The organism is Roseburia sp. AF15-21, assembly GCF_003479505.1.
In the GTDB taxonomy this organism is placed as follows: Bacteria; Bacillota; Clostridia; order Lachnospirales; family Lachnospiraceae; genus Roseburia_C; species Roseburia_C amylophila.
Map to the genome: position 1 here is coordinate 103413 of NZ_QUHG01000007.1, position 14629 is coordinate 118041.

14 protein-coding genes and 1 other annotated feature are annotated in these 14629 nt (G+C 43.4%); of the genes, 2 read left to right on the forward strand and 12 right to left on the reverse strand.

Translation table 11 applies throughout. From position 1 onward, the window contains the following. Positions 1–62 precede the first annotated feature (62 nt). Both DWW33_RS10965 and DWW33_RS10970 read left to right on the forward strand, forming a co-directional pair. On the forward strand, positions 63–758 hold the full coding sequence (locus DWW33_RS10965; RefSeq protein WP_118056977.1) for a zinc ribbon domain-containing protein: 696 nt from the start codon (positions 63–65) through the stop codon (positions 756–758). Between the two features lie 76 nt (positions 759–834). Further along, positions 835–1065 (forward strand) — a binding site (T-box leader). A gap of 85 nt (positions 1066–1150) precedes the next feature. After that, positions 1151–3145 carry a 2-isopropylmalate synthase gene (locus DWW33_RS10970; RefSeq protein ID WP_117698344.1) on the forward strand — a complete coding sequence of 665 codons (1995 nt, stop codon included), beginning with the start codon at positions 1151–1153 and terminating at the stop codon, positions 3143–3145. A 174-nt stretch (positions 3146–3319) separates the two neighbouring features. Here DWW33_RS10970 and DWW33_RS10975 read toward each other — a convergent pair whose 3' ends face one another. From DWW33_RS10975 to DWW33_RS11030, 12 genes are all read right to left on the reverse strand, one after another. Next, positions 3320–4345 (reverse strand): LacI family DNA-binding transcriptional regulator, encoded by a 1026-nt coding sequence (locus DWW33_RS10975; protein ID WP_117947381.1) that lies wholly within the window; start codon positions 4343–4345, stop codon positions 3320–3322. A gap of 66 nt (positions 4346–4411) precedes the next feature. Beyond that, entirely contained in the window at positions 4412–6220 is a 1809-nt protein-coding gene (locus DWW33_RS10980) for a glycoside hydrolase family 13 protein (protein ID WP_118639502.1), read from the reverse strand. A 17-nt stretch (positions 6221–6237) separates the two neighbouring features. Continuing rightward, on the reverse strand, positions 6238–7080 hold the full coding sequence (locus tag DWW33_RS10985) for a sugar ABC transporter permease (protein WP_117698341.1): 843 nt from the start codon (positions 7078–7080) through the stop codon (positions 6238–6240). Position 7081: 1 nt separating this feature from the next. Beyond that, a complete protein-coding gene (locus tag DWW33_RS10990; protein WP_118639503.1) occupies positions 7082–7981 on the reverse strand; it encodes a carbohydrate ABC transporter permease in 900 nt (299 codons plus the stop codon). 4 nt (positions 7982–7985) lie between these two features. Continuing rightward, on the reverse strand, positions 7986–9212 hold the full coding sequence (locus DWW33_RS10995) for an extracellular solute-binding protein (RefSeq protein WP_147404723.1): 1227 nt from the start codon (positions 9210–9212) through the stop codon (positions 7986–7988). Between the two features lie 56 nt (positions 9213–9268). Further along, on the reverse strand, positions 9269–10432 hold the full coding sequence (locus DWW33_RS11000; protein ID WP_158577484.1) for a starch-binding protein: 1164 nt from the start codon (positions 10430–10432) through the stop codon (positions 9269–9271). Between the two features lie 351 nt (positions 10433–10783). After that, positions 10784–10972, reverse strand: coding sequence for a hypothetical protein (locus tag DWW33_RS11005; protein ID WP_118639506.1), 189 nt, complete (start codon positions 10970–10972; stop codon positions 10784–10786). A 119-nt stretch (positions 10973–11091) separates the two neighbouring features. After that, entirely contained in the window at positions 11092–11523 is a 432-nt protein-coding gene (locus DWW33_RS11010) for a hypothetical protein (RefSeq protein WP_118639507.1), read from the reverse strand. A gap of 108 nt (positions 11524–11631) precedes the next feature. Beyond that, complete coding sequence (locus DWW33_RS11015; RefSeq protein WP_118639508.1) at positions 11632–12381, reverse strand: DUF4367 domain-containing protein; 750 nt, start codon at positions 12379–12381, stop codon at positions 11632–11634. Further along, positions 12378–12920 (reverse strand): RNA polymerase sigma factor, encoded by a 543-nt coding sequence (locus DWW33_RS11020; protein ID WP_118639509.1) that lies wholly within the window; start codon positions 12918–12920, stop codon positions 12378–12380. The genes DWW33_RS11015 and DWW33_RS11020 overlap by 4 nt, the downstream gene beginning before the upstream one ends. Before the next feature lie 39 nt (positions 12921–12959). Further along, positions 12960–14138, reverse strand: coding sequence for an MFS transporter (locus tag DWW33_RS11025; RefSeq protein WP_118639510.1), 1179 nt, complete (start codon positions 14136–14138; stop codon positions 12960–12962). Beyond that, the gene (locus tag DWW33_RS11030; protein WP_118639511.1) at positions 14135–14611 is read right to left on the reverse strand and encodes a YbaK/EbsC family protein; all 477 of its coding nucleotides are present in this window, start codon (positions 14609–14611) and stop codon (positions 14135–14137) included. Before DWW33_RS11030 ends, DWW33_RS11025 begins: the two co-directional genes overlap by 4 nt. Positions 14612–14629 lie beyond the last annotated feature (18 nt).

Below are 14629 nucleotides of genomic sequence, written 5' to 3' on the forward strand. Positions count from 1 at the left end.
TGAATACAATACATCTGCATTACCTTATATAATATAATGAATACAAAAGGGGGAGACATTTTATGCAATGTCAATCATGCGGAACACAATATCCAGATAACTTTAGAACCTGCCCGAACTGCGGTGCACCGGCTCCAATGCCAAACCAGCGTCCATACAACGGACAGCCAAATCCTTATAATGGACAGCCCCAATTTAATAACGCTCAGCAGAACCCTTATAATGGACAGCCTCAGTTTAACAATGCTCAGCAGAACCCTTATAATGGACAGCCTCAGTTTAACAATGCTCAGCAGAACCCTTATAATGGACAGCCTCAGTTTAACAATGCTCAGCAATATCCTTATGGCAATCCATACGCTGCACCGAATCAGGTTCCACAGGGAATGAGTAAACACGATTTCTATCATTCTCCACTCTGCAAGAAATACAGAGGAAATATTATTGCTTCTTCTGTTATCATTTATATATGTGTAGGAATTAATCTGCTTCTTATTGCTTTTTTACATAATTATACCTCACTGATTGATGCTGCAATTATGCTCGGACTCGGACTTGCTATTCATCTTGCGCAGAGCCGTGTATGCTCCATTTTACTTTGTGTCTATGGCGTCATTAATACCATTTTCGTATTCCTTTCGTCGGGAGAGTTTGGCGGATGGCTGATTCTTGTGGCAGCAATTTATGCTATTGTGGCAACTTTCCAGTATCAGGGTGCTTGGAATAAATATAGCAAGAGTGGTCAGATTCCTTATTAAAATATATCAATATAAGTGATTAAATTTAATCATACACAAATGTACTTTTTTGTGTTAGTATTACCAAAGACATTTGAAAAAGGCTATGAAAAGGAATAGTAACTGTCAGGAATTCTCTCAGAAAGCCGCCGGTTGATGCAAGACGGCAGAAGGAATACAGTGAACTCGCCTTGAAGCTGCCGGCTGAACCCTATAGTAGGTCGCGACGGACTCCCACCGTTACCCGGGAATGGCATGATAGTGCTAATGAGTGCATGTAACAACATGAAATAGAGTGGTACCGCGAAAGTTTTCTTTCGTCTCTATGATTCATCTTCGAATGATAGAGACGGAAGATTTTTTTACGCGAATAACACTGCAACATAATCAGAATATTTTTTTGGAGGTTCAATATGAAAGGATACGAAAAATATCAGCGTGCATATTTTATGCCGCCTGAATGTACTTATGACTGGGTAAAGAAGGATTATATCGACAAGCCGCCTATCTGGTGCTCCGTTGATTTACGTGATGGCAACCAGGCTCTGATTGAGCCGATGAGCTTAGAAGAAAAGCTGCAGTTCTTTGAAATGCTGGTTAAAATTGGTTTCAAAGAAATTGAAGTCGGTTTCCCTGCTGCTTCCGAGACAGAATACAACTTTATGCGCGCCTTAATCGACCGCAATATGATTCCGGACGATGTTACCGTCCAGGTTCTGACCCAGGCAAGAGAGCATATCATCAAGAAAACCTTTGAAGCGGTAAAAGGTGCTCCGCACGCAGTCATTCATCTTTACAATTCTACCTCTGTTGCACAGCGTGAGCAGGTATTTAAAAAGAGCAAAGAGGAAGTAAAACAGATTGCCATTGACGGGGCAAAGCTTTTGAATAAACTGGCTTCTGAGACCGAAGGAAACTTCTCCTTTGAATACAGCCCGGAAAGTTTCCCGGGAACTGAAGTGGACTATGCCGTGGAAGTCTGCAACGCAGTACTTGATGTATGGCAGCCAAAGGCTTCTAATAAGGCAATCATTAATATTCCAACCACTGTTGAAAATGCAATGCCGCATGTATTTGCCACTCAGGTAGAATACATTCACAAGCATTTGAAATATCGTGATGCCGTAACACTTTCCCTGCATCCACACAACGACCGTGGCTGCGGTGTCTGTGACGCAGAGCTTGGTATTCTTGCCGGAGCCGACCGTATCGAAGGAACTCTTTTCGGTAATGGAGAGCGTACCGGTAATGTAGATATCATCACACTTGCCATGAACATGTTCTCACACGGCGTTGATCCGAAGCTTAACTTCTCCAACCTGCCTGCAATCCGTGAGAAATATGAAAATTTTACCAGAATGCACGTTTACGAACGTCAGCCATATGCCGGTGATCTGGTATTTACCGCTTTCTCCGGTTCCCATCAGGATGCCATTGCCAAAGGTATGGCATGGCGTGAAGAGAAAAAACTCAACGAGTGGTCTGTTCCTTATCTGCCGGTTGACCCAATGGATGTGGGAAGAACTTACGATTCCGACGTTATCCGTATCAACAGCCAGTCCGGTAAAGGTGGCGTAAACTACATTTTGAAACAGAACTTTGGCATTTCTCTGCCAGAGAAAATGCGTGAGGAAGTCGGCTATCTGGTAAAACATGTTTCCGATGAAGAGCACAAAGAGCTGTCTCCACAGTGGGTATATGAAATCTTTGAAGATAAGTATGTAAAACGCCAGCCTTACTTCCAGATCGAAGAATGCCACTTCAAACAGGTGGATGGTATTATGGCAGAAGCTACTATTGTTCATGGTGGACAGAACCGCCTGGTAAGTGCCAACGGAAATGGCCGTCTGGATGCTGTCAGCAACATTATCAAACAGTACTTCGGCATCAGCTATGAGCTGTCCATATACGAAGAACACGCTTTGAGCCATGGTTCTTCTTCCAAGGCTATGTCCTATGTAGGAATCACCTGCTATGGTCAGATGTACTGGGGTGTTGGTATCGACGACGATATCATCAAATCCTCTATCAGCGCACTGGTTGTTGCAGTAAATCAGGTTCCTTCCATAAAATCCAGTGTTGAGATTCAGGATAAGCGCTTAATGGAAATGAAGAATTACATTCAGACAAACTACCAGACCGTCACCTTAGAGGATATGGCAAAACAGTTCCACCTCTCTGAGCCGTACATTTCCAAATATATTAAGGAAAAATCCGGTCAAACATTCGTTGAACTGGTTCAGGGTGTCCGCATGAAAAAAGCAAGAACTCTTTTAAAGAACGGAAATATGACTGTTGAAAACATTGCATACTCCGTGGGTTATCAGAATGTAGAGCATTTCAACCGCCTCTTTAAAAAGAAATACGAGATGACACCGGTACAGTACCGCAATTCCTGTAGTAAATAAATCCTGATTTAAGAATTTAATTAAAGAAACACGCTTAGACCTTGTACTAAAAAAGTACTCGGACTAAGCGTTTTTTCGTAGTTTCTATCTTCCCGGCAAACTGTTATTTCCAACCGACCATCGGGTCTGATTAACTGCCGTATCTGATTGCAGCGATATCAGTCAGCTACGATATCAGGTCGACTGCCTTACAATCAATGTCGGGATTGTAATATAAGACTGGGCATACAGATTCGGTTTTCTGATTTTCTGGAGGATGTATTTTCCCGCCTGTATTCCCATGTCATACATATCAATATTTACTACGGTCAGCTGCGGCTTCAATATCTGTGAAAATGGATAATCATCAAAAGTAATGACCCTGATATCCGAAGGTATCTCTATTCCAGCATGATGTAATGCATTGACGCAGCCATAGGCAATGTAATTGTTGGCACAGATAATGCCATCCGGTCTTACTTTATTGGAAAGAATCTCTTTGGTCATCTCATATCCACTGTCACATTGGGATTCCCCTCGCTGCACATAATCTTTCGGCACCAGCACATCATGCTCATTCAGAACCGACAACACGCCGTCCAGACGGTGCATGGAAATCTTATCCTCTTCTGTTCCACCAATAAATGCAAGGGACTGACAGCCCTGCTCCAGCAGATGTTTCGCTGCCAGCTCACCCGCCAGGCGGTTATCAATATCAATCCAGCAGAAATGGCTGGTAAAGTTAGGATTGCCAATCACCAGATGGGGAATGGATTCCTGAAAAATCATTTCATCCAGTTCTTTAGAAATAACAGCCGCATGAATGATATAGCCGTCTGCCGCCTTCTCTTCTGCTGCTTTGTGGATATAATCCCTCGCTTCTACAGATGACATATTCTTTATTACAAGGCTATAGCCTTTTTCCGTTAAGACATGCTCCATCCCACACACCATTTCAAACATATGCGGGTTGGCAAATCCTGCATTCTTCCCCAGCGAGGTCACAAAGACAATGGTCTTTGTAGACTGTGTGACAAAATTTCTCGCCCGGAGATTCGGATGGTAATCCAGTTCCTGCATAACCTTTTTCACCCGGTCTATGGTCTCCTGAGAAATGGAATAAGAGCCATTCATAACCTTTGAGACCGTTGCCGTAGACACTCCTGCCTGCTTTGCCACATCCTTAATCGTAACCGCCATTTTCTGTCCTTTCTGCGCCAAAATAATTTTCCGCCATCATATCTGCATGCTATTGCCCGATATCCTGTTACCATGCAATGCGTGCTATCACTCTTCCACTCTGCCTTTCATTATTACATAACCGTAGCCGTCTAATTTGCTTCCCAGCAGTCCATGCACCAACAGAATCTCACTCTGTCCACTGCCCGACTCTGCCAGAAATGCCGCAACGTCCATCGGTTCTTCATTCCTGTTTATCATAACACGAATCCGCTCTGTAGCACTATATCTTTCATAAATGTAGAGTCCGCCTTTTTCCTGGGTGTAAACCGTACGGAAATCACCTCTTCGCAGCAGTTCTTCTTTCCTGCGTAACTGAATCAGACTCCGCATAAAAGTAAAAAGAGAATCGGGCGAATTCTGTTCAAAGGATTTCTCCCGGAGTTCTTTTTCTTCCGTGGCTTTTGCTTTGCATGCCTGTTTCCATGGCATTGCCTGCCGGTAGTCCGCCTCTTCAATTCCGGTTATGCCAAGCTCATCACCATAGAAAACGGACGGCATGCCCGGAAATGTCATCTGGAAAATCAGTGCCAGCCGGTACTGCCATTCATTTTCATTGCAAAGGGAATAGAACCTGCTCACATCATGGCTGTCTAAGAGATTTAACTGTGCAAACACGGTCTGTTCCCGGTAACGCATCCGCATATTTGTAACCCGGCTGTCAAATGCTGCGCTGCTGATGCTCTCTTCTCCAAAGAAGCGTTTACAGTGTTTCCGGAAATCATAATTCATCGTTGAATCAAATATGGTTCCATCCAGCCAGTGATTGGCAGTCTCCCAGACTTCACCGATTAAGATTGCCTCCGGGTTGACTTCTTTTACTTCCCGGTAGAATCTGCGCCACAGGGCATCATTAATCTCACTTGCCACATCTAACCGCCAGCCATCTGTGTGAAATTCTTCCACCCAGTATCGCCCTACTTTGCAGATAAAATCTGCCACTTCCGGGTTTGCCGTATCAAGCTTTGGCATCATCCGCTCGTAACCGAAGCATTCGTAATTCGGATACTCCTCCGGGTCTTCGGGGCGGATAACCGGGAATTGCAATCCATAGAACCAGCCCTTTTTATCGGATGCTTTGCCTTTCTGCACCACATCCTCAAATGCCGGAAAATGCCAGCCGCAATGGTTAAATACGCCATCAATAATCACCCGGATTCCGTTGGCATGGAAGGTGTCCACCAGCTCTTTAAAATCATCATTTGTTCCAAAGCATGGGTCAATGTGAAAATAATCCAGCAAATCATATTTATGATATTCGCCTGCTGCAAATATCGGATTAATGTAGATGGCATTGACGCCAAGGTTTTTCAGGTAATCCACATTTTCGGTAATGCCCTTAAGACAGCCTCCCAGCTTTCCTCTTACCACATTTCCTTCAAAGGCGGCTTCTGTTGGCCTGCCGCTGATATACGTTTTTCCTGTAGCAAAGCTGTCCGGAAAAATGTTGTAAATAACGGCATCCTTCGCCCACTCCGGCGGTCTTACAATGTCTGCCCTGTGATTAAAAGGAAGCTGGTAATATTCGGAGCGGTCATCCACCAGTTTTGCACTGAAGCAGTCTCCGTAATAATAGATTTCTTCCGTCCCACTTTCCAGCCTGAAATAATAGCACAGCCGCTTATAGGGGCGCACCAGTTTCACCTCATAATAGTCAAATAATTCACTGCCTGCCACCACATGCATTTCTGCTTCCGTGAAAATTACCGGTGTCAGGCGGCATGCCCGGTCTCCGAAATACAACCTGCAGCGTTTGATATCATCTTTGGCTGTACGGAGCCGGATTGTCACATGCTCTTCGTCTGTTCCATATGCATACTGTGACATGGGTATATGTAAAATTGCACTTTTGTTCATTCTCTGTCCAGCCTTTCTTAACCTTTTACACCTCCGGAGGTCAGTCCGGTTGTCATATTTTTCTGAAGTGCAAAGAACACAATCAGAATTGGTATCGATACCACAATGGACGCTGCCGCAAATATCGGCCAGCTTCCGCTCATTTCCGTTGCCTGCAGGGAATATAAGCCTGCTGCTAACGTATAAGTATCGGAACCTGTCATAAAATTGATTGCAAAAATGTATTCATTCCATACATAGATAAGCACCATCATGGCTGTTACTGCGATGGTCGGCTTTGCAAGCGGCAGTACAATTCTCGTCACAAGCTGCACAGGCGTTGTACCGTCAATCATTGCCGCCTCTTCAATTTCTACCGGAATCGTGTCAAAATATCCTTTCATATTCCACAGGGCAAATACTGCCATGGTTCCCGTGTATACAATAATCAGACCTGTTCTGGTATTAATCAGTCCCATGGGTGACAGCAGCTTATACAGCGCTGTCATGGAAAGCAGGGATGGAAATGCATAGAGCAGTATCAGTGTCCGAAGGATTGCTTTTCTGCCCGGAAATTCCTTTCTGGAGAAAACATATGCCGCCGGAATTCCTGTTCCAAGGGAAATGCCAAGGGTTACTACTGCTAATATCAGACTGTTTTTCAGCCACAGCATAATCGGTTTTTCCGTAAATACTGCTTTATAATTTGCCAGGGTGAAATGCTTCGGAAGGAAAGAAAAATTTGTACTCAATAAGCTGTTATCCGCATTTAGGGACACGGAAAATGCATACAATACCGGCACCAATACCACAAAGCAAAGCAGGATAAGAAAGATATTTGCAAAGACGAGTCCAATATTTTCTCTGGTTCGTTTCTTCATGTTAGTCCGTCTCCTCCTTTGGCTTCATATTGGTCAGCACAGAAAATACAATCAGAACGACAAATATTATCATGGAAATTGCAGAACTGTAGCCGTAATTGTTCGTTATAAATGCCTTTTCATAGGCATAGGTCAGGATTGTCTGCAGATTCGAACCGGTCTTGGCACCCACCTGCTGTGTCAGCAGGAACAGGATATCAAACTGCTTAAAGGTGGTAAATGTTGTAATTACAACCGATGGTGCAATGATTGGCTTAATCATCGGAATCGTAATATACCACATTTTTTGTAACCAGGTTGCTCCGTCCAAAACAGCACTTTCGTAAAAGCTCTTTTCAATACTCTGCAATGCACCGTCCATAATCGTTATCATAAATGGAAGTGCCAGCCAGAGGTTTACGGTGGTACAGCATAAAAATGCCATACCATCGCTGCCCAGCCATTTTACCGGCCCGATGTTGTACTTTGCCAGCCACTGATTGAGCAAACCGAACTGGGAGTTAAACATTCCTGTTTTCCACAGAAGAATGGATACATAGCCCGGCATTGCCCAGGGGAAAATCAGCAGTGTCTTATATAGATTTCTCAGGCGGAGCCGCTTTAGGTTCAGCAGATTTGCCAGTAAGAATGCTATGATAAGCTGCAACACCATGTTTACAATTGTCCATAAAATCGTTACCAGAAATGCCTGTATAAAGCCATTGTCCAGCACCAGCAGGGCATCCTTATAATTTTTCAGTCCAATCAGTTCATAATTATTCCAGTGATACACATTCATATTGGTCAGTGAAATGTACCCGGTATACAGGATTGGAAAGATTACGATGAGCAAAATCAGTATCAGGGATGGTGCTGACCAGGAATAGGCAAACAGGATTTCTTTTTTCTTATTTTTCTTCAATTTGTTACCTCATACTTTCAATCAACTGCAACGCCTCCTGCTGCGCCGCCTCTGCACTTTCCGACACATCTTTTCCACTCATGTTGACATCTGTCAGCAAATTACCAACAACCGTCCACATTACATCCATTTCCGGAATATTCGGCATCGGTACTGCATGTTCTGCGGTATCGTGCATTGCCATAACCACTTCATCTGATGTGATTTCATCCATTTCATAGCAGCTTTCCATCGCCGGTGCACAGCCGCTTGCTTTTGCAAGATCCACCTCTACTTCCGGATCCATCAGGGCACGAAGTACTTTTTCTACCGCATCCTTCTTATTTTCTGCAGCATTTTTCAGCACATGAATTCCCTGCACTCCCATATATGGAGAAATCGGATTTCCGGTCTCGTCAATTACCGGCATTGCTGCCACACCAACGTCCATTCCGCTTTCTCTTACGGTTGGCACCAGCCAAGGCCCTGCAATGGTAGAATGTGCCATACCTTCTTTAAACAGGGTATTTACCGTTGCATACTCCGTCTCGCCCGGCATCAAATCCACAAATTTCTTGTGATATTCCAGGGCTGCAATGGTTTCTTTGGAATCCAGCCCCGGTGTGCCATCAGCTGAGAGAATCGTACCGTTAAAGCCATTGATCCAGCCTGCTGCATAGTATGGCGTACTGTGCTGTTCCACAAAGCCATAATGTCCGCCGGCAGTGTTATTCTGCATATACTGATACAGTTCTTCCGTAGTCTGCGGCACTTCATCATCCTTCATATAAAGCCGGTTATACATGAATAACAAAGTCTCGTAATAGACAGGAAGCTGATAGATTTCTCCCTTGTAGGTTGCTGCCTCTAAGGTATTATCCATATATACATCCAGTTCCTCTTCCGGGATAATGTCTGTAATCGGTGCAAGAATGTCCATCTCTGCATATACTCCAATTTTATCATGGGCAAAGAAATACATATCCGGTGCTGCTTTCGGGTCACTTCCCACCATCTTAAGGCTTTCTGTCAAATCACTTTTCTTCTCCAGCACAACATGCACATCCGGTTCCAGTTCCTCCAGTTTCTTCTGAAGGACTTCCGCCACTGCATCTTCTTTATCATGCCAGATTGTTATGGTAGTCTTATCCGTCTCTGACACGCTGTTTCCGCCACAGCCGCTTAACAATCCTGCTGCCATGGTAAGTGTAAGTGCCATTGACATCAATTTACTTCTAACTCTTCTTCTCACTTCTGTCCTCCTGTCTTTTACTTGTGACTTTTTCTTGGTTCTTATTTGTTTAATCTTTATTTATTTTTTGCATTTTTCTTTGCTACAACTATTATAATCACAACTGCTGCCGCAATAACTACAATACCGATTACGATTGGAGCAGTATTGTTGCTTCCTGCTTCTGCTGTCTCTGTCGGAGCTTCGGTTGCCGGTTCTGCTGCCACATCTACCTGTGGCTCTTCATAACTTACTTCAAAGTTATCGGCATCTTTTACCACAAGCCAGATATCCTTTCCTGTATCCACAGAAATATCACTGGTCTGAACACTTCCTTCATTTCCATTGACAATAATGGAATTTACCCAGCCCGGTACTTCTTTTATGAGCCATCCATTTTCGCCTTCTTCTAAGGCTTCGCCCGGCCAGGATGTAAATGCATTGGTTCCGTCCGGTGCCGACCATGCCCAAAGGCAAGGTGCATCCCAGTCAGATGGTGCGATTACATGTACGGTTATATTTGCCACCTCTGCTTTATCCGGGTCTGTATAACTAAAATCTGCTTTTCCGTCTGCATCTACTGTTACCCAGACTTCTGCGGCATCAATAGAAATGTCATCGGTCTGAACACTTCCTTCGTTGGCATTGACAATGATAGAATTTACCCAGATTGGAGCTTTGGCGGTATACCAGCCGTTGTCATCCTGCTTCATTTCCATGCCCGGCCATGCTTCAAATGCGTTAGTTCCATCCGGTGCTGACCATGCCCAGAGGCAAGGATTTTCCCAGCCTGCATCTACTTTTGCATGGATTGCAAATTTCTCCACATATTCCGGTGTCTCACCGGTGGTCTGCTTGTCATAGGTTACTTCTGCATTATCTGCGTCTGTTACGGTAATCCAGCAGTCCTTTTCTCCATCCAGCACCTGCTCTGCAGTCTGGACATTTCCATCATTGGCATTTACAATCACATGATTTACCCAGGTTGGAACCCAGATGTAATACCAGCCTTCATTTGCGCTGTCTGCGTCCATCTCTTCGCCCGGCCACGCCTCAAATGCATTATTTCCATCATCATCCCATGCCCAGACACATGGATTTTTCCAGTCCTGTGGCACCTGTACATATACTGCCTTCTTTGCATCCGTTGCTTCGTCTGCTTTTATTGTCTGCGGTATCATGGCTATCGTCAATACTGCCATAAAGCAAAATGCGATTATTTTTTTCATCACTTTACTCATAAACATTCCTCCTATACATCCTTCATCAGTATCTTCCAAAACAATCTGCGCGCTTTTTGTTTGATAAGCTGATTATATTTCACCCGAAATTGTCGGTCAATTCTTATTTAGGTAATCGTTTTCCCTTATTTTATGGTGGTTTTTACTAATTTGTTTTGGATTTTTTGTAGATGTTTCACAGTGATTTCTTATCAATGTGCACAAAGAGGAAATTTTTGTGAATTATTAACGAAACAGTTTCCCTGTGGTTTCCTTACCAGATACCGGAAAATGTAAGAAATACGCTTTGCGAATTTCCCGCAAAAAAGGTATACCGGCAGCAGCCGATATACCTTTCTTATTTATAATAACTTATACCATACAATACCAGAAATTGCAGCGGATATGCCGCATAAAACAGCCATTTAAGGCTTTTGCCATGCTTTCCGTTGCAGGATATCTCCCTGGCACATAACATATAGGCGAGTCCGGAAAGAACTCGCCTATATGGTCAATCAGCATCAGGATTAATGCTATGATTTTGATTGTGAATATATTCATTTTTCATCCTCTGATATACCGATTTTACCGTCGATATAAATATTGCTCATGTCTCTCGTGCTTTTCTCCCGTATTTTTTGCTCATTCTTATATCTCGAAATAACTTTCTCCCTTTACTGCTAATAGGTGACTGTACTGCTATATGTTGTTATTGTTTCACCATTCACAGTATAAACTGCACGTACACGATAATTTCCTCTCGTGCCAGCGACGTAACTCTTAGTCAAATCCAAGCCACCGCCTGTTGTAGAATCAAACCAGCTTGTTACATCTGACCAGCTTGTACCTGACTGTCTCTGCAATGTCATGGTAATAGATATGGATGCCTTTATCTTTGCACTTACATTGGCTTTTGCAGTAAAGGTAGAGCCCTTTCTAATCATATTCGTATAGTAAGACGCAATATTTGCATATCTTGCTTCTGCTATTTTATCTATACAGCTATCTACACTTGCTCCATATACTGCTGTGCTACCACCAGTCATACATATGCAAAGGCAAAAGGCACAAATGATACCCAGGATTTTCTTTTTTAATGTTTTTCTTTTCATTGCAAAACCTCCTTTCCACCTGTTCTACTTATGTAACAAATGAAAAAGAGGTTTTATGACAATTTTTTCCATTTTTTTATTTTTTGCAGCAACATTTTATTTCACTTACTATTTTATTGTTTCTGCCATACTGATTAATTCTTCTTTTGTCAAATCTCCTACTATCATATAAAGATACTTTCCATCTTTCCAAACAAGATTTCCTTTCTTTTTATCCAGTACATTATCCGGAATAAAATATCCTTTAAAATTCTCAATCATAACTTCCTGCTGTTCGCCTCCATTAGAACTGATTCCTATATTATCTATTCCATCATTCCTCATCTGCTGATATAATATATACTTTCCAACACTGTTTTCATACCTTTTCTGATATAAACGAAAATCATCATCATACTCCTCGTTCTCCAGTGTATACCCTTCCGGCACCCACTGCGGTTTCTTGCAGACAAATTCGAAATCTTCCTCTGAATCCGGTTCAGCACCAATCCCCATTGTGTTCTTCTCGTTGTCCTCTATTGCCACCATTTCCAGATTCTCCGGTTCTCCCAGATTCAGTTGCACATGGTCGGTATAGCCGGTCAGAATATATTTTCCAAGCAGACTCTGGAAAAAGCTTCTGCCCGTTACGGTTGTTCCAAGAAGCAATACCAGCACTGCCACAACCACAATGACGCGCCGTCTGCCATGCACCGGATAAAGTGCCGGTATCGTATGTTTTACCACGTCCGGTTGCAGCAGCACTTTTATTTTCTTTCGAAATGTCCTTGAAAAGCGATGCTTTGGTGCAGCCATTGCGTGCTTATAATCTGCCTCACACGCCGATGTGATGGCATCCTTCAGTTCCTGTTCTGTCATAATGAATTCCCCTTCTCTAACTTTTCCTGCAGTTTCTTCCTTGCCCTGCTGGAAATGTGTCTTGCATTGTCAACTGTTGTGTCAAGAGCAGTTGCAATTTCTTCATAGCTCAATTCATTATAATATCGTAAATATAATACGTCCTTATATGGATATTTCATTCTGCCGATAAGTTCTGACATGCTGCTGCCATCCGGAAGTTCAAAGATTTCTCCGTCTCCCTGAGACTCCTGCAGCAGATTTTCAATCGCATCCTCGTCCATTTTGCTTTCGCGGTTCCGCCTACGATATACATTAATTGCTCTGCTCCTAACTATAGTAACAATATAGTTCCACGCTTCATGACAGTTTTCACGAGAAATTTTATCTAAATTATTTATAATTGCAATATAGCTTTCCTGCACAGCATCTTCCGCATCTGCAGAATTCTTTAAAATTCCATATGCCACATGGTACATTGCAGAGTCAAACTGCTCACTCAACTTCCTGCAAAATTCCCTGTCCTCTTCATTTTCGATTAGTTCAAGTAACTGAAACATAACACGCTCCCATTTCCTCTGCTGTACTTTTTCCGACGCTTATGCCGTCTTCTTTGTTAAAAGTTCATGCATGATTATCATTACAATCAGTATTGCAAATAAATAAAACGGCAGCAGTGCCACCGAAATTCCACGGGCAATTATCCCAAACAGCGGTGGCATAAGCATGGTTCCGATATAAGCAAATGCCATCTGCACACCTATAATTGCCTGGGATTTGTCTGCCCCAAAATGAGCCGGAGTAGAATGAATGACGCATGGATAAATCGGTGCACATCCCAATCCGATAAGAACCAATCCTGCCATTGCCAATATATTGCTTCCCGGCAATATCATTGCTGCGATTCCAGCCACGATGATTCCCTGCCCCAGTCGTATCATCTGTATATCATTTAATTTCATCGTAACAAAGCCGCTTATAGCCCGCCCTACAGTAATCCCAATAAAAAATAAGCTTGCAAATGCTGCCGCAGTCTCCGCCGGTATCCCTTTATGTAAGCTCAGATAACTGCTTGCCCATAATCCGGTAGTCTGTTCCAATGCACAGTAGCAGAAGAAACAGAGCATTACTTCCCTGGCTCCGCTAATCTTTAGTATTTCGCGAACCGATAAAACCTTCTTTCCGTTTTCTGCCGGGTCTGTCTGTAGTTCTTCCACCTCAGTCTCTTCTGTCCTTTCTTTCCACAACGGAAGGCTAAATATTAAAACAGAAGTTAATATCACCTGTATAATACCAATATATCGATAGCCCATATTCCAGCCCTGTCCCATGGAAAGTGCGATTCCCATGATGTAAGGACCTGCCGTTGCTCCAACACCCCACATACAATGGAGCCAGCTCATATGGCGGCTTTCATAATGTAATGCCACATAATTGTTTAAAGACGCATCTACACTTCCTGCACCAAGACCATAGGGAATTGCCCACAGACACAATGCCCAGAAGGAGTGGGAAAAAGAGAATCCAAACAAAGCCACCGCCGTTGCAGCTACGCTGATTGCAGTTACTTTTCCGGTTCCAAGCTTCTTCGTAAGTCTGTCACTTTGCAGGCTGGATACAATTGTTCCGGCGGATATAATCATGGAAATAATTCCCGCATAGGAAATCGGCACGCCAAACTGCTGATACATGGTCGGCCAGGCGGAACCAAGAAGGGAATCCGGCAGTCCCAGACTGATAAATGCGAGATAAATAATTGCCAGTAATAATTGTGTCATGCTTGCTGTTCCTCCTTGCAGATATTCACCCATTCCTGATATCCGGAACACTGTTCCAGTTCCGGGATTGTCAGCTCAATGGTGCTGTTTCCACTGCCACATGCCGGAAATACTGTTTCAAATTTTTTCAGGCTTTCATCGAGATATACTTTTATACCCTCTTTGATTCCAAAAGGGCAGACTCCGCCAACGGCGTGTCCGATATAGTCTTCCACTGCCGCTGCCGGAATCATTTTTGCTTTGGTTCCGAAGGTTGTCTTATATTTGTGGTTGTCGATTCTGGCATCTCCTGCAGCTACAATCAGAATCGGCTGTTCTCCCACCAGAAAAGAAAGCGTCTTTGCAATACGCTCCGGCTCACAATGAAGTGCTTCTGCTGCCAGTTCCACTGTCGCACTGGATTCTGCCAGCTCCATAATCCGCTCCTCCATTCCAAATTCTTTTAAATATGCTCGCGCGCGTTCGATTGACATAGTTACGCTTCCTTTCAT